This window comes from Bacillus sp. C-3-6 (genome assembly GCF_054509685.1).
Map to the genome: position 1 here is coordinate 4,543,017 of NZ_CM137247.1, position 14,692 is coordinate 4,557,708.

General features: G+C 35.3%; 18 protein-coding genes and 1 riboswitch. Of the genes, 7 read left to right on the plus strand and 11 right to left on the minus strand.

Annotation, left to right across the window (positions count from 1 at the left end; genetic code table 11):
* Nucleotides 1–49 precede the first annotated feature (49 nt).
* The gene (gene yidD, locus ACW0JX_RS23375) at nucleotides 50–286 is read left to right on the plus strand and encodes a membrane protein insertion efficiency factor YidD (protein WP_000809334.1); all 237 of its coding nucleotides are present in this window, start codon (nucleotides 50–52) and stop codon (nucleotides 284–286) included.
* Here yidD and ACW0JX_RS23380 read toward each other — a convergent pair.
* Entirely contained in the window at nucleotides 283–846 is a 564-nt protein-coding gene (locus ACW0JX_RS23380) for a beta-class carbonic anhydrase (protein WP_000838173.1), read from the minus strand. The two genes, yidD and ACW0JX_RS23380, sit on opposite strands and share 4 nt — an antisense overlap.
* A gap of 224 nt (nucleotides 847–1,070) precedes the next feature.
* Between ACW0JX_RS23380 and cydA the strand changes: the two genes are divergently transcribed.
* Complete coding sequence (cydA, locus tag ACW0JX_RS23385) at nucleotides 1,071–2,420, plus strand: cytochrome ubiquinol oxidase subunit I (RefSeq protein ID WP_053563495.1); 1,350 nt, start codon at nucleotides 1,071–1,073, stop codon at nucleotides 2,418–2,420.
* The gene (cydB, locus tag ACW0JX_RS23390) at nucleotides 2,410–3,438 is read left to right on the plus strand and encodes a cytochrome d ubiquinol oxidase subunit II (RefSeq protein WP_000017662.1); all 1,029 of its coding nucleotides are present in this window, start codon (nucleotides 2,410–2,412) and stop codon (nucleotides 3,436–3,438) included. The genes cydA and cydB overlap by 11 nt, the downstream gene beginning before the upstream one ends.
* Nucleotides 3,439–3,746: 308 nt before the next feature.
* On the opposite strand, the gene ACW0JX_RS23395 is transcribed toward cydB, so the two are convergent.
* The gene (locus ACW0JX_RS23395) at nucleotides 3,747–3,980 is read right to left on the minus strand and encodes a spore germination protein (RefSeq protein WP_141240975.1); all 234 of its coding nucleotides are present in this window, start codon (nucleotides 3,978–3,980) and stop codon (nucleotides 3,747–3,749) included.
* A gap of 678 nt (nucleotides 3,981–4,658) precedes the next feature.
* Here ACW0JX_RS23395 and ACW0JX_RS23400 point away from each other — a divergent pair.
* The gene (locus ACW0JX_RS23400; protein ID WP_069356661.1) at nucleotides 4,659–5,693 is read left to right on the plus strand and encodes a YdcF family protein; all 1,035 of its coding nucleotides are present in this window, start codon (nucleotides 4,659–4,661) and stop codon (nucleotides 5,691–5,693) included.
* Nucleotides 5,694–5,767: 74 nt separating this feature from the next.
* Here ACW0JX_RS23400 and ACW0JX_RS23405 read toward each other — a convergent pair whose 3' ends face one another.
* A complete protein-coding gene (locus tag ACW0JX_RS23405; RefSeq protein ID WP_459245111.1) occupies nucleotides 5,768–6,097 on the minus strand; it encodes a zinc ribbon domain-containing protein in 330 nt (109 codons plus the stop codon).
* Nucleotides 6,098–6,338: 241 nt separating this feature from the next.
* Between ACW0JX_RS23405 and ACW0JX_RS23410 the strand changes: the two genes are divergently transcribed.
* Nucleotides 6,339–7,211, plus strand: coding sequence for a YitT family protein (locus ACW0JX_RS23410; protein ID WP_000411241.1), 873 nt, complete (start codon nucleotides 6,339–6,341; stop codon nucleotides 7,209–7,211).
* Nucleotides 7,212–7,310: 99 nt separating this feature from the next.
* Here ACW0JX_RS23410 and ACW0JX_RS23415 read toward each other — a convergent pair whose 3' ends face one another.
* The 5 genes from ACW0JX_RS23415 to ACW0JX_RS23435 form a co-directional block, all read right to left on the minus strand.
* A complete protein-coding gene (locus ACW0JX_RS23415; protein WP_016123492.1) occupies nucleotides 7,311–7,529 on the minus strand; it encodes a hypothetical protein in 219 nt (72 codons plus the stop codon).
* Between the two features lie 93 nt (nucleotides 7,530–7,622).
* The gene (locus tag ACW0JX_RS23420) at nucleotides 7,623–8,441 is read right to left on the minus strand and encodes a DUF4247 domain-containing protein (protein WP_065229475.1); all 819 of its coding nucleotides are present in this window, start codon (nucleotides 8,439–8,441) and stop codon (nucleotides 7,623–7,625) included.
* A 12-nt stretch (nucleotides 8,442–8,453) separates the two neighbouring features.
* Nucleotides 8,454–8,960, minus strand: a complete 507-nt coding sequence (locus ACW0JX_RS23425) for a DUF4178 domain-containing protein (RefSeq protein WP_459245112.1) — start codon at nucleotides 8,958–8,960, stop codon at nucleotides 8,454–8,456.
* 21 nt (nucleotides 8,961–8,981) lie between these two features.
* On the minus strand, nucleotides 8,982–9,386 hold the full coding sequence (locus tag ACW0JX_RS23430) for a DUF350 domain-containing protein (RefSeq protein ID WP_000220087.1): 405 nt from the start codon (nucleotides 9,384–9,386) through the stop codon (nucleotides 8,982–8,984).
* An 80-nt stretch (nucleotides 9,387–9,466) separates the two neighbouring features.
* Nucleotides 9,467–10,132 carry a PspA/IM30 family protein gene (locus tag ACW0JX_RS23435; RefSeq protein ID WP_000110281.1) on the minus strand — a complete coding sequence of 222 codons (666 nt, stop codon included), beginning with the start codon at nucleotides 10,130–10,132 and terminating at the stop codon, nucleotides 9,467–9,469.
* 403 nt (nucleotides 10,133–10,535) lie between these two features.
* On the opposite strand from ACW0JX_RS23435, the gene ACW0JX_RS23440 reads away from it, so the two are divergent.
* Nucleotides 10,536–11,114, plus strand: coding sequence for a lipoprotein BA_5634 family protein (locus ACW0JX_RS23440; protein WP_459245113.1), 579 nt, complete (start codon nucleotides 10,536–10,538; stop codon nucleotides 11,112–11,114).
* 44 nt (nucleotides 11,115–11,158) lie between these two features.
* Here ACW0JX_RS23440 and ACW0JX_RS23445 read toward each other — a convergent pair whose 3' ends face one another.
* Genes ACW0JX_RS23445 through ACW0JX_RS23455 form a run of 3 tightly spaced genes read right to left on the minus strand, consistent with a single transcriptional unit; the run spans nucleotide 11,159 to nucleotide 13,558 of the window.
* Nucleotides 11,159–11,329: a FeoB-associated Cys-rich membrane protein gene (locus tag ACW0JX_RS23445; RefSeq protein WP_000989598.1), complete on the minus strand. Its 171-nt coding sequence runs from the start codon at nucleotides 11,327–11,329 to the stop codon at nucleotides 11,159–11,161.
* A 16-nt stretch (nucleotides 11,330–11,345) separates the two neighbouring features.
* A complete protein-coding gene (gene feoB / locus ACW0JX_RS23450) occupies nucleotides 11,346–13,334 on the minus strand; it encodes a ferrous iron transport protein B (RefSeq protein WP_053563489.1) in 1,989 nt (662 codons plus the stop codon).
* Nucleotides 13,331–13,558 (minus strand): FeoA family protein, encoded by a 228-nt coding sequence (locus tag ACW0JX_RS23455; protein ID WP_000060512.1) that lies wholly within the window; start codon nucleotides 13,556–13,558, stop codon nucleotides 13,331–13,333. The genes feoB and ACW0JX_RS23455 overlap by 4 nt, the downstream gene beginning before the upstream one ends.
* Nucleotides 13,559–13,752: 194 nt before the next feature.
* A riboswitch (TPP riboswitch) is annotated at nucleotides 13,753–13,854 on the plus strand.
* An 86-nt stretch (nucleotides 13,855–13,940) separates the two neighbouring features.
* Between ACW0JX_RS23455 and thiT the strand changes: the two genes are divergently transcribed.
* A complete protein-coding gene (thiT, locus tag ACW0JX_RS23460) occupies nucleotides 13,941–14,612 on the plus strand; it encodes an energy-coupled thiamine transporter ThiT (RefSeq protein ID WP_069356355.1) in 672 nt (223 codons plus the stop codon).
* Nucleotides 14,613–14,692: the final 80 nt, after the last annotated feature.

A 14,692-nucleotide genomic window follows, 5' to 3' on the forward strand; every position in this document is an offset into this window, starting at 1 on the left:
GTACAGTCGTGCTATAATACTTTAAGACTATGCTGAAAAGGAGATCATTATGAAACAGATTTTTATTGGGATTATACGCTTTTATCAAAAGTTCATTTCTCCGATGACACCACCAACTTGCCGCTTTTATCCGACTTGTTCTCATTACGGATTAGAGGCGTTTCAAAAACATGGTGCCCTCAAAGGCTTTTGGCTTACTTGTAAGCGTATATTAAAATGTCACCCTTTCCACCCGGGAGGATTTGATCCTGTCCCAGATAAAAAGGATGACAAAGTAAATTCTTAATTGTCGTAACCATTCACAACTAAATCTAATTTTCCTGTATCAGGATCTATAACAAGACCGTGAACAGGTACTTCTTCTGGAAGTAATGGATGGTTGCGAAGTATCGATACGCTATGTTCTACACTTTCTTCTACACTAGAGAACCCTTGTAGGAATCTTTCTAAATCGATTCCAGAATAACGGAGTGTATCTAATTTCTCATTTGTTATACCCCGCTCTTTCATCTTCTCAATTGTACTGCTTGCTTGAATTTTTGCCATACCGCAATCGTGGTGACCAACTACACAAACTTCATCAGCACCAAGTTCATATACAGCAACTAAAATACTACGCATAATACTTCCGAATGGATGTGAGATAACAGCTCCTGCTACTTTAATAATTTTCACATCACCGTTACGCATATTCATTGCTTTTGGTAATAATTCAACAAGACGAGTATCCATACAAGAGATAATTACCATTTTTTTATTCGGGAATTTTCCCGTTTCATACTCTTCATATCTTTTCTCTTCAACAAATTTTTCATTGTATTGTAAAATCTCTTCTAATGACTTCATAGTAAAAAACCCTCTTTTCTCTCATTTACATTACTTATATAGTGTACCAAAATATGAAAAACTCAAAAAGGATATCGCTTTATAGTAAAAATAAGATATTTTCAGATAATCGACATAATTCTTTCAAAATATACACACAGCTTTGTAACAAGTCTCACATACTTTAAACGTATTTTCACTATAAACTGATTGTAGATAATGTAAAAAAGGAGTGAATATTTATTATGTCCGACGTTCTGTTACTGAGTCGTTTTCAATTTGCAATTACTATTTTTTATCACTTTTTATTTGTACCTTTGACAATCGGACTTGTCATTTTAGTAGCATGTATGGAAACTCAATACGCCCGCACATTGAATCCAACATACCGTAAAATGGCAAATTTCTGGGGTAAATTATTTACAATTAACTTCGTAATGGGGATTATAACTGGGATTACGATGGAATTCCAATTTGGAACGAACTGGTCTGAGTACTCCAAATATATGGGAGATATTTTCGGATCACCTCTCGCAATCGAAGCACTCGTTGCCTTCTTCTTAGAATCTACTTTCATGGGAATATGGTTATTCGGTAAAGACAAAATTTCACCAAAGTTCCGTGCCTTCTGTATGTGGATGGTTGCACTTGGAACAAACATTTCCGCACTTTGGATTATTACAGCAAACGGATTTATGCAAAACCCTGTTGGCTACGTAGTACGTAATGGCCGCGCTGAATTAAATGATTTCTGGGCACTCGTTACGAATCCATACGCTTGGAATATGTTCTTCCATACTGTCATTGGTTGTTATATCGTAGGTGCTTTCTTCGTTATGGCAATTAGTGCCTATCACTTATTACGTAAAAATGAAGTGGAATTCTTCAAAAAATCATTTAAGTTTGGTTTAATGTTAGGCTTATTCGCCGCAACAATTACACCGTTTATGGGACATCAATCTGGTGTATCAGCAGCTAAATATCAACCAGCAAAAGGAGCTGCGATGGAAGCAGTTTGGGAAACTGGAAAAGGACAAGGCTTCTCAATTGTTCAAATTCCTGATGTAAAAAATGAGAAAAACTTTGAATTCCTTACGATTCCAAAACTCGGAAGCTTCTTCTATACAAACTCATTTGATGGCGAAATTATTGGCTTAAAAGATATTCCGAAAGATGAACGTCCAAATGTTAACCTCGTGTATTATAGCTTCCGCTTAATGGTTGCACTTGGTATGTTCTTTATGGCATTAACTTGGTATGGCTTCTATTTAAACCGAAAAGGAAAACTAGAAAACTCAAAACGTTATTTAAAAATTACAATATGGTCTGTCTTACTTCCTTATATCGCGATTAACGCAGGATGGATTGTCGCTGAAGTAGGTCGCCAACCTTGGACAGTATATAAACTAATGCGTACAGCAGAATCTGTATCACCTATATCTGTCCCGCAAATTTGGTTCTCATTAATTAGTTTAATTTTGTTCTACACTTTACTTTTAATCGCAGACGTATACTTAATGCTGAAGTTCGCGAAAAAAGGACCTGCAGCATTAGAAGAACCTGCTACTGAGGGAGGTGTGGCCCATGTCTCATGATATGCTTGCAATCATCTGGTTCGGTTTATGGGGCGTGATTTGGACAGTTTACTTCATCCTTGACGGGTATGCACTTGGTAACGGAATGATCTTTCCTTTCGTTACGAAAGATCGACAAGAACGAAATCAATTACAAGAAGCAATTGGCCCATTCTGGGGCGGTAATGAAGTGTGGTTAATTACAGCTGGTGGCGCAACATTTGCTGCCTTCCCAGTCACATATGCAAATATGTTTAGTTATCTATATACACCGTTATTCTTAGTATTACTTGCACTGTTTGCGCGTGCCGCTGGACTGGAATTCATGCATAAAGATGATTCACCGATTTGGCAAAAAACTTGTAAATGGGCATTTGCAATTGGCAGTTTCCTAATCGCCTTCTTATTCGGTGTTACATTCGCTAACTTGTATTACGGACTACAAATCGGAAAAAATGGCTATGAAGGAAATTTACTTAGCTTACTAAACCATTACGGTATTTTAGGAGGGTTGTTCTTCACTGCTATATTTGTCGTATCCGGTGCCCTTTGGGTCATGATTAAAACGACTGGTGAAGTATCCGACCGTGCTTATAAAATCGCAAGACCATTTTCAATGGCAGCAGCTATTATTTTAGCTATCTTCTATGTAGCGACTGCTAATCGGACAAACTTATTCCAAAACTTTACGGAATATCCGGTACTATTCATTCTTCCAGTACTTGCAATGCTAATGAGTGTACTCGCACTTATTATGGTGTACAAACATAAAATCGGCCTTGCATTCACATTCGTTTGCCTAACAATCGCAATGTTTATGACAACTGGCTTTGCAGGTATGTTCCCAAGAATGTTACCATCCCGTATTAACGATGCATACAGTACAACGTTATACAACGCAGCTGGTAGTCAATTAAACTTAAAAATTATGTTCTTCGTAGCAATGGTCATGGTACCAATCGTTATTGGATATCAGCTTTGGAGCTACAGTATTTTTAAAAATAAAATTCATAAAGACTCTGCTAAAGGATATCACTAAAATAAAAAAGACACTTCGTTTGAAGTGTCTTTTTCATGTATGATTTTCGATAAAGTGAAACTTTAATCCGTGGGGGCACCCCTACGGATTATTAGTTGAACCAATCGGGCATTTACGGGCAGTTAATCTTCCTCTTAACCTCTTTACTACAGCTGACTCTTGAAGTGGGAGTCTTACTGTCCGTTAATGCGGGATAAGATGTTATATTTCCAATCTAACAACTATAATACAGAAGAATCATTAACAGCTCACAGCTAAAGTGTAACATACAACAAACATGTTACTTTATGCAATTTTGCATTTTAAAATTATAACGTTGATTGAATAACTTGATCATACACATCATTATCCCATACATCAGCTGTACTAATCCCGCTAAACGTTTGTACTTTCATTCCTGTATTTGATGATCCCGATCCATTATAAGCCTTCGTCTTTTCAATCGGCTGTACGTTATATTTGTCACCTACATTAATTGTTCCATTGCAGTTTTCAATAATAACACCTTCCACAACTGCCGGCATTTTGTCACCCACTTTCATTTCTTTACTTTTATTTTATGAAAATCGCCTAGAAAAATAGCATGTTTCAATAAGAAAAAGCACTCAAATTGAGTGCTTTTTCTTTAAGCATAAAGACAAGTTTGGAGACAGTTGACTTCTTCAAAATTTTATTAGGGGTAATATTTTGAAAAAGAAAGCCTTTCATATGTAGGTTAACACCACTGGAATATATAGTAAATTGATAATATTTATACGGAAGATTGCTAATGTTTAGTATAGATAGTTTACACTATGCTAACAGTGAAAACTATCTATACTAATAAAAAAAAGGTGCCTTCAAAGAAGCCACCTTTCAAAAACAGACACTATAAAACAGAATTATTTATTGTTATACGATTGTTAGATACAAAAAGTAGAGGGAAATGTTTGTATGAAATTCTGCTTTATAAAGTCTGTCTACAACTTATATTGTAATCCTCTTCATTTGAAAAAAAATATAATATGCACAATTGCATACAAAAAGAAAAAGCACTCTACTGAGTGCCTTTTCAACCATTTTACTTTTAATATATCGCTTTGAATATATTGTAACATACGTATCTATATATTTTATTGAGAAAATTCAAAATCATTTTTTCTTTCATTTTTACTTATAAAATCATGTAATATAAAAGGTATGTCAAATTCTTATACAAATTGAGGTGTACTATATTTATGATGTATTTCGGAATTATTCCTCTTATACTATTTATTATTTTTCTTATTTCCTATTTAAAAGATCCGCGAAAAATAATAAACGGCTTTTTATTTAATGCCTTTATCTGTTCATTTCTATTATTTTGCGCTATAGCCTCATTTGAGTCTGGTAATAACGATTTACATTTTATCGTTATCATCCCCATGTTAGCACTACTTGTAATGATTCCTTTTGCTATAGTCGCTTTAATGTTTGGACTCTTTCTTAATGCAAAAATTTTAATGCAACGTGAAGGAAGACGCTTCACAAACTCTTTAACTTTAATTGCTGCTTTAGGGATTTTATTCTTTATAATGCTCCCTATCATAAATCCAGCAAATTTATTCTCAGAGCATTTTCAATTTATCTTTGCTGCTATCTCTCTTATAACTATGTATTTCTTTGTGCATTTATCTAACTTCTTAAGCGCATATTTTTTATACCAATTCAACAGACCAAGACGTAATCAAGATTTCATTATCGTTCTCGGTAGCGGCTTAATTAATGATAAAGTACCACCTTTACTTGCAAGCCGAATTAATAAAGCTATCGACTTTTATTGGAAACAAGCTGCTGTGAATACACCACCAACAATTATTTTCTCTGGCGGTCAAGGTCCAGATGAAGGACTTCCTGAAGCAGAAGCAATGCAAAATTACGCTGTTGAAAAAGGCATTCCGATTGAACATACAGTGCAAGAAAATCGCTCTGTAAACACATATCAAAATATGTCATTCTCTAAAGAAATTATGGATTCTTTAAAGCCTGAAGGTAAATACAAAAGTATTTTTACTACAAATAATTTTCACCTTTTCCGCGCTGGTATATATGCAAGACAAGCTGGTCTTAACAGCCAAGGAATCGGATCAAAAACTGCATTTTATTACTGGCCTAACGCAATGATCCGTGAATATGTTGCGATTGTCGTAATGGGACGTAAGCGCCATATGAAAATATGTGGAACTATTTTAGGTTTCGCTTTATTCCTAACAGCCCTTAGTTTTATTGTTTCTTAATAGCTATTAAATAAAAGGTCCCCTGAATGCTTTATACAAGGGGGGCCTTTTTTATATCTTTCAGTTCATTAGATTTAAATAAGTAACATAACAGCATACAACACATTAATTATTCCAGAAACCAATCCAACAATAGCAAATGTTTTACTCGTACCTGTCACTTTTTTGTTTAAACCCAATATAGAAAATACGATAGCTACACTACCAATAAGCCCCCATAAGTTTATAAACCAAGATATTAATCCAGTGATGAAACCAACTAAAAAAAAAACTTCTATACTACTATTAGAACTGCTATTTGGAAAACTTCCCTCTACCGTTTTATAGCTAAGACTCTCCCCGCACTGTCCGCAAAATTTATTGCCTTCGTTCGTTTCATTTCCACATTTCGTACAGTATCCCACAGAATCCCCTCCCTAAGGTTAGTGCCCCAAATGTATATATCCATACTATTCATTCTACTTTTTCATATTAAAATTATGACCACTCTCTAATCTTCTACTGTTGTATTTTAAATAATAATATGGTCATAATATTCCCTGCATACATCCATTAAAGGAGAAATTTTTCAAATTAAATGTTAAAATGGAATTTAGGTGTGAATTACGTAACAAATAAGAAACTAGTTTGAAACGAGGAAATTACATGGAGAAAATTATCAAAAACAAGCCCAATAAGCTAAAAATTGCTTCTAAAGCTTTGATGATTATTATTGGGGCATTTATCACAGCGTACGGATTAGAAGCAGTATTAATTCCAAATAACGTATCAGACGGTGGTGTAACTGGTTTAAGTATCGTTAGTTCAAGATTATTTGGATTGCCATTAGGAGCTCTAATCGCAGTTATTAACATTCCTTTCGTTTGGTTAGGGTATAAGCAAATCGGTAAAAGCTTTGCTATTTATTCCATTATCGGGATTGCTTCATTAGCAATAGGTACCGTTGTCATGCACGGAATACCAGCTATTATTGAAGGCGATACATTATTAGTTACAGTTGTTGGTGGTATTATCATCGGTTTTGGTATGGGACTAGCATTGCGTAACGGTGGAGCATTAGATGGAATCGATATGCTTGCTGTATTGCTTTCTCGTAAGTTACCATTTGGAACGAGTGACCTTATTTTATTCTTAAACATGTTCGTATTTATTTTCGTATCAACCGTATTCGGTCTTCAAGGAGCTATCCTTTCGGCAATTGCTTACTTTATTGCTTCGAAAGTGATTCATATCGTTGAAGTTGGTTTAAGTGGTTCGAAAGCATTTAAAATCATTACAAAAGAGCCTGAATTGATGGTAGAAACAATTCGTGATCGTTTAGGCCGAAGTGCAACATATAACGAAGTATACGGTGGTTATTCAAGAGAGAAATTCAAAGAAATTTCTTGCGTAATTAACCGTTTAGAAGAAAGTAAAATGAAAGAACTTATTAATGAAATCGATCCTAATGCCTTTATTACCGTTTATGATGTAGCAGAAGTAAAAGGCGGTAATTTCAAGAAACGTGATATTCATTAATCATTATGAAAAAAGAGGGTGTGCTAACATTTTGGCACACCCTCTTCTTATTATTAAGTTGCTATCGTTGTCAGTTTTTTTCAGTAAGTAGATATATTTTTACTCGCCCCACCGACTCCCACGTTTAATCCACGCTACATACTTTTGAAAAGCCGTCACTTCATGTTGAAAACGCAGCGGGATATACAACAATAAAGTGCATGTACACAGTATCCATAGAATACCTACTACAAAATGAAATTTCATTGTCGTGCTAATAAACAAGCTGAGGAATAATACAAGGAACATAATTACACTAAATCTTTTATACGTAGTCATACTATCCCCTCCTTATACTTCAATTGTACCAGTTATAAGGAATTAATTTCCACAAAAAGACCAAAAAGCAACTTACACTTTTCGGTCTCTCTACTATCTTCTCTTCGTAATTTTCCCTGAACCACCGACCCTCGTTTTCGGAGGAGATGTATTTCTTGGCGGCGTTTTAATAGATGATTTCGGCTTCACATCTGATCCACTTGAACCACCTGGTGTTTTTGTAATTTTACCCTTGCTTCCAGTAGAAGGTGGGGGCGTCGTATTACTTCCTTTTTCAGTAATACTTCCCTTATCACCTACTGATGGTTTCGAATCTACATTATCGCCTCGCTTAATGATAGACCCTTTCCCTTCCTTCGTAATTGGAGGTGGGGTTTTCTTTTCTTCTTTCGTAGGTGGTCTCTCTGGAATAACTGGTTTATGATTTTGTCTGTCATTATATCCTCGATAATCACCATATGATGATTTTCGTGAACCGAATATATCGTTTAATATGCTACCCATAATATATCCTTGCAAGAAGGACGGTTGGTAGTTTTGACGGACAAATTCTTCATTACTTACTTCAATTAACGTATCAGATGGTTTCTCTTTATCCTTTTGAAGGTTATACATTTTATCCGAATAAACGAGAAACATTTGATTTTCGTCTTCTTTAGATGCTTGTTTCGGTTTCCTTTCGGCTATAAGTTCCTTCGCGACTTCAGGAACTGACCGATTGGCGGCCCTATACACGTAAGATTCTTGTTTACCTTCCTTTGCGACAGACTCAAGCGGATAACGGTCTTGAATCGACTTTGTCTGCCCGCCTTGACAACCTGATAAGGCATAACCAGCAACAACAAGTAATGTAACGATAGCAAGTATAGGGATCACAAACGATTTAATCATGGTAAACAATCGGTTTGACATGATTACGCCCCCTTACGTTGCTCTTATAATTTGTACATCAGCAGGAATGATTGCTTCTCCCTCATACATCATTGTACGACCATTTTGCCATTCAATACGCAATAATTTTCGATTATCTGATTGGAATTCCCAGACGTACTGTTCCTCTGAAGCTGAGAATGGTGTTTTCCCCATCACAACAACACGTCCGTTATATTGTTCTTCCATATGGTACTCTGTATCATCCATTTCAATTGTCGTCGGAATTTCCTCAATTGAATCTAAGCGACCATCAATTGGTGTATATAATTTGTAATACGTATTTTCACGATCTTCAATTTTTAAATAACGAATGTCTTTCCCGTCTTGCAGTGTTAAAACAATTTCCTTGCGAGAATGCATACTCGTTTTCCCAGTTAATTGGTACATGACTAATGAAACTTCAATCATATCACCAGGAGCTAACGTTAAAAGACTCTTTTCCGGCTTCGGTGGCTCTGGGCTTTTCATTATATTTTTAATTCGTTTAAATAAACTCATGATCTACCCCTCCTTTTCTCTTTATAAACAAGCACCTAAAATAAGTGCACCAACAATATGTAATGATCCGGCTAACATCGCATGTGCAACGCTACCTTCTTTCGTACCTTCTTCTAAATCAAGACCAGACATTTTCTTTAATACGAATTCGATAAACATTTCTACCACTAATAAAATAACGAAAGAAACTGCTGATGCAAGAAGTGCTTGCCATAAATCATTTGCTTTCGTTATCGATTGAGATAAAATGTACCCTTGTGCAAATAATTTCATAATAAAACGAGTTGTTACAGCTGTATTTCCATTTTTGATTTCTTTTAAATCATTGTATTTTGTAAAAATCGAATCAACCCACATAATTGCAAATAAAAGTACTGCACTCGCTCCAGTCCATACAAGCATGGCAACTACATTCATCCATGTCATTGCAAAACCTCCTCAAAAATATAATAGAAAACCGACATGAATTTGTTTAGACATGTCGGTTCATTTGTCTCTATTCTATATTATTTCTCATACTGCTTCATAATACGAGCTAATTCATCGTCAACAGCAGAATTTTTGTTTAAGCTTGCGAATTCATCATCTAATGACTTTTCTTTCTTATAAACTTCACCGCTTGCTTCCGCTTCAGCCTCTAATTGAAGAGCTTTCTCCTCCATACGGCTTAAACCAGCCTTTGCTGAATTTGAATCAAATCCAGACATCGCCTGATTAATATTCTTCTGTGCTTTCGCTGCATTTACACGTGCTACAAGTGTTTCACGTTTATTTTTCAGCTCTGTTAATTGCTTGCGCATTTCTTCTAACTTAAGACGAAGATTATCAGCAGCAGCTTTATTTTGCTCGTAGCTTGCTTTATACTCATTCATCTTTTGCTCTGCATTTTGTTTTTCTTCTAATGCACGACGCGCAAGATCTAAGTTATTAGCTTGAACAGCCATATGAGCTTGCTCTTCACGTTTTTTCACAAGTGCTTCTTGCTCTTCAAATAATATTTTGAATTTCTTCTCAAGTGCGATTTGAGCTGCTACACTTTTCTCAGCTTCTTGTACATCCGCTTGCATATCGCGTAAATATTGATCCGTCATCTTAACTGGATCTTCCGCTTTTTCAATTAACGAGTACACATTCGACATTGTTAAATCTCTTAATCGTTTAAATACAGACATCTAAATTCCTCCTATGATATACCTCATATTTCAAATTCACTACTTGGAAAACTGAAAAATCTCCCTTTACAGTAAAGAATATTCATTTTTACAGCCTATGTGTTTATTATAACAAAACTAATATGTCCTTACATGTTATTTCCAAAATACATCCATTATAATATGACATTCTATATACAATATTGCATTTCTAATATATTCTCATTATCCCTCTTTGAAATTAACTTACTTTTGTGCAATTTCACTAAATTACATAAGTGTAATGTTACTGTAAGCTAACTCGATAGTTGCATTCCGATATTTCTTATACACTAATACCAGAAGCAACAAACAAGCTTCTTCACATGTAAGCACTAATACAAAAATTGTATTTACTATAAAACATATAAAAGGAGAAATCATCATGAAAAAATTAGTAGGAATCGGATTAGCAGCAGCAATTTCATTTGGAGCATTATCAGGTTGTTCTTTATTAGGAGAGAAAGCGAACGGTTTTGTACTGTACGGCTCAGAAGAACAAGTTCAACAAATTACAGATAAAAACAAAAAAGAAGTGAAAGAAAAAGACTTCTATAAAATGAAAATGACAACATTAGATGGTAAAAAAGTTCTTGTAATGGATAAGAAAACTGGTGAAGAACTAGTGAAAAAAGAGTTACTTAGCAAAGTTGATGAAAAAGACAACACGAAATCACTTGATAAATTACCAGCTGTAACAACAGAACAAGGTGTATTATTCGCAAAAGAGAAAGTAGAAAATGCTACACTTGATGGAGCGAAATTAAAATATGAAGGCAACACAATTATCGGAAGTGGCCGTGCATATACAGATATGTATGCGATTGTTGATGACGCAACTTACAGCAATGTAAAAGGTGATGAAAAATCTGTAGGTGTATTAAAATTTGATAAAGACCCGAGTAAAGAATTCCCTGGTTACAAAGGCGTAGAAGCTTCTCAACTTGTAAAAATTAAAAAGTAAAAAGTAAAACAAAAAAGCTTTGCGAAATTTCGCAAAGCTTTTTTCTATTTATTATGAGCAATTTGCTCCATATCCGGGCTACAAGTTTGCGACTGACATGACTTATTTAAAGAACATGCCGCGCATTTTCCTTTTTTACTTCTCTTTACAAAATTAACTAACGTATATGCTGCATAACCAAAAATGATAGCTCCAATTATAATATTGACCATCATCACAATACATCTCCTTCTAGAATCCGAGTAGGGATCCAACTTGGTATATAATGAGCGTTAATACATAAGCAACTACGAGTGGATACACGACTGAGAAAATCGTCCATTTCGCTGATCCTGTTTCACGTTTAATAACAGCTACGGTCGCTAAACACGGAACATATAATAAAATAAAGAACATAAATGCATAAGCTGATAATGCTGTATAATGTGCTCCCATTACATTTCCAAGCACATCTTCTTTAACCGCATAAATAATTGCCATTGTAGAAACGACAACTTCTTTCGCTAAAAATCCTGTTAAAAGGGATGCCGCAGCTTGCCACGTTCCAAAGCCGAGCGGTGCAAATAATGGTGCGATAAATCCACCAATCATCGCTAAGTAGCTATCTCCCATATCAACGCCAAATCCTGATGGACCTGCATAATTTAATAACCAAATAACAACCGAACCACCAAAGATGAATGTACCAGCTTTACGAACAAATCCCTTTCCTTTCTCCCACGTGCTCAGCCATAACGTTTTCGCTTGTGGCACACGATAAGGCGGTAGCTCAATTACGAAAATAGATTTTTCTGCTTTCAAAATCGTAAGAGACATAATTTTTGTAACTAATAACGCAAGAACAATACCTGCGACATATAAAGAAAATACAACAGTCGCCTGACTATTAGGGAAGAATACGCCCGCAAATAATGCATATACAGGTAATCGTGCTGAACAAGACATAAACGGTGTTACTAAAATTGTAAGTAAGCGCTCTTTCTCCTGTTCAATCGTTCTCGCTGCCATAATACCCGGAACGTTACATCCAAAACCGATAATCATCGGAATAAAAGCTTTACCGTTTAAGCCAAAGAACTCCATAATTCTATCCATAACAACTGCAATTCGCGCCATATATCCTGAGTCTTCTAATAATGAAATGAAAAAGAATAGTGCAAAGATTTGTGGTACGAATACTAATACAGCACCAACACCGGCAATAATACCTTCTGTAACGAGTGCTTGAATAAAATCAGAAGCTCCAATACTTGTAAGTCCAGCCGTCACCCAATCCGTAAGCTGACCACCAAAAAACTCATCTAACATATCCGATAAAGGTGTACCAATCCACGTAAACGTAACCTGAAAAATAAAAAACATAACTGCTAAAAAGATTGGAAGTCCTAAAATTTTATGTGTAATTAATCTATCAATTTTTTCTGAAAAAGGAATTTTTCCTTCTTTCTCATGCTTCATAACATTTGTTTTTAACTTTTCAATATACGCTTCACGAGTTTTGTAAATGTGCTCTTCTAACGTACAATCAAGTTTTCCTTCTAAGCGAGATCGAATGGCTATGAGTTCCTTATAAATTGGTAATGCTTTCATTTCTTTTTCTACTACTTCGTTATTGCTTAAAAATTGAAGTGCTAACCATCTCGGATGCTCATAATTCGCTGTCTCTAAAAGAGCAATTACTTCTCCAATTCCTTCATCCATTTGTACACCATATGAAATAAGGAATGGCTTTTTCTCCTTTTTGTCATTTTCTTTAAGAGTCGCAAGTAGTTCTTCACAACCTTTTCCACTTCTTGCAACGACAGGAACGACTGTTACACCTAATAGTTCTGATAATCGTTTTACATCAATGACAATTCCTCTTTGCTTCGCCACATCAACCATATTTAAACCAATTGAGACCGGCTTACCAAATTCAAGTAATTGCAACGTTAAATGCATATTTCTCTCAAACTGCGAAGAATCTACAATATTTAACATATGATTAAATTCTTCTGTTAATAGAAAGTTTGTTACAACACCTTCATCACGTGAAACTGGATTTAAATCATACACACCTGGTAAATCAATTAATGTTCCTTGTCTATCTTTTAATTTACCAACCTTTTTTTCTACTGTTACACCGCTCCAGTTTCCTACGTATTCATAAGAACCAGTAAGTGCATTAAATAATGATGTCTTCCCTGTATTCGGATTCCCTAGCAAAGCTACCTTATTCACGCTAATTCCACCTTTATCATTTTCGCGTCACAATGACGAATACTAATTAACTGTCCACGACACTCCAATGTACAAGGACCTTTGAACATCGCTTTCTGTTTCAAGCGAAGTTCGCTTCCTTCCGCAAGACCGAAAGCAGCTAGTCTACGCTTTAATAGCTGATCTAAAGACTGAATACTTTTTACTAACACTTTCTCTCCAATTTTAATATCTACTAAGCTCATAACCTTCCCCCTCAGAAGAGAATGATAATTATTTTCAAAAAAATTATACCACACCCAATTTCTCTTGTACTATACCCTTTTGCTTCATATTTATTAACATTTCGCTACAATTCTATTTCAATTATTGTCATACAGCATTTGTTTGCCATTCTCATCCATTTCGCTTACAATAAACAATAGCAAATAAAGAATCTCGTTATCACTGGGGGAGCCATGCCGCTGAGAGGGAACACTTCGTTCCGACCCTTCGAACCTGTTAGTTAATGCTAACGCAGGGATTGTGCAAACGTCCGAAATACATACCTCATTTTTATTTACGTATTTCGTATCCTCCTATGATATCTATTCTTTTTTGTACAACTTGGATTTAGGGGGAGACAACATGCGTAACACCAATTTACAAGCGATGATCGAATCTGCTATTCTTGCAGCCTTCGCCTTGGTCATCGACATTTTACCACTTTCAATCAAAATATCAGCAACAGGCGGTTCCATTTCATTTGCTATGATTCCTATTTTTATTATCGCATACCGCTGGGGCTTCAAAATGGCTTTCTTAGGAGGCTTAATTTGGGGATTATTACAAATTGTCGTAGGCGATGCCATTATCGTCACACCAATTCAAGTATTAATTGAATACTTTGTTGCTTTCGCATTCATTGGATTTGCTGGTTTATTCTACCGTCCAATTCAAAAGGCGCTTTTAGCGTCAAATGAAACTAGCGAAGAACAATCAAATTTAGGTAGCCGTAAAGACAAACCTTCATCAAAACCAAACCAAGGAAAGAAAGTAATTGGATACATTATCGTCGCTACTTTTATCGGTAGTCTAGCTCGTTACTTCTGTCACTTTATCGCTGGTATCATTTTCTGGGGACAATATGCACCAAAAGGCCAATCGGCTTTCCTATATTCTTTAATATTTAACGGTAGTACAATGATTGGTTCCTATATTCTATGTACCGTTTTACTTATATTTTTATTTATCACTTCACCACGCTTATTCAAAAGCATCAGTGCTTATCAAATGAATACACAAAAAAAGGGCGCTTAATGAGCGCTCTTTTTTCATATCGTAATATTAATTAAAAATACAATAAATGCGCAAAAGAAAATAAATACCATTATACTTAG

What these genes read in the sequence shown, in the direction of transcription:
- ACW0JX_RS23455 (WP_000060512.1), bottom strand. Translation starts at nt 13,558, where the DNA reads ATGAGCTTAGTAGATATTAAAATTGGAGAGAAAGTGTTAGTAAAAAGT.
- ACW0JX_RS23400 (WP_069356661.1), top strand. Translation starts at nt 4,659, where the DNA reads ATGTATTTCGGAATTATTCCTCTTATACTATTTATTATTTTTCTTATT.
- ACW0JX_RS23415 (WP_016123492.1), bottom strand. Translation starts at nt 7,529, where the DNA reads ATGACTACGTATAAAAGATTTAGTGTAATTATGTTCCTTGTATTATTC.
- ACW0JX_RS23445 (WP_000989598.1), bottom strand. Translation starts at nt 11,329, where the DNA reads ATGATGGTCAATATTATAATTGGAGCTATCATTTTTGGTTATGCAGCA.
- ACW0JX_RS23425 (WP_459245112.1), bottom strand. Translation starts at nt 8,960, where the DNA reads ATGAGTTTATTTAAACGAATTAAAAATATAATGAAAAGCCCAGAGCCA.
- yidD (WP_000809334.1), top strand. Translation starts at nt 50, where the DNA reads ATGAAACAGATTTTTATTGGGATTATACGCTTTTATCAAAAGTTCATT.
- ACW0JX_RS23380 (WP_000838173.1), bottom strand. Translation starts at nt 846, where the DNA reads ATGAAGTCATTAGAAGAGATTTTACAATACAATGAAAAATTTGTTGAA.
- ACW0JX_RS23430 (WP_000220087.1), bottom strand. Translation starts at nt 9,386, where the DNA reads ATGACATGGATGAATGTAGTTGCCATGCTTGTATGGACTGGAGCGAGT.
- ACW0JX_RS23420 (WP_065229475.1), bottom strand. Translation starts at nt 8,441, where the DNA reads ATGTCAAACCGATTGTTTACCATGATTAAATCGTTTGTGATCCCTATA.
- cydB (WP_000017662.1), top strand. Translation starts at nt 2,410, where the DNA reads ATGTCTCATGATATGCTTGCAATCATCTGGTTCGGTTTATGGGGCGTG.
- ACW0JX_RS23440 (WP_459245113.1), top strand. Translation starts at nt 10,536, where the DNA reads ATGAAAAAATTAGTAGGAATCGGATTAGCAGCAGCAATTTCATTTGGA.
- ACW0JX_RS23435 (WP_000110281.1), bottom strand. Translation starts at nt 10,132, where the DNA reads ATGTCTGTATTTAAACGATTAAGAGATTTAACAATGTCGAATGTGTAC.
- cydA (WP_053563495.1), top strand. Translation starts at nt 1,071, where the DNA reads ATGTCCGACGTTCTGTTACTGAGTCGTTTTCAATTTGCAATTACTATT.
- ACW0JX_RS23395 (WP_141240975.1), bottom strand. Translation starts at nt 3,980, where the DNA reads ATGAAAGTGGGTGACAAAATGCCGGCAGTTGTGGAAGGTGTTATTATT.
- thiT (WP_069356355.1), top strand. Translation starts at nt 13,941, where the DNA reads ATGCGTAACACCAATTTACAAGCGATGATCGAATCTGCTATTCTTGCA.
- ACW0JX_RS23410 (WP_000411241.1), top strand. Translation starts at nt 6,339, where the DNA reads ATGGAGAAAATTATCAAAAACAAGCCCAATAAGCTAAAAATTGCTTCT.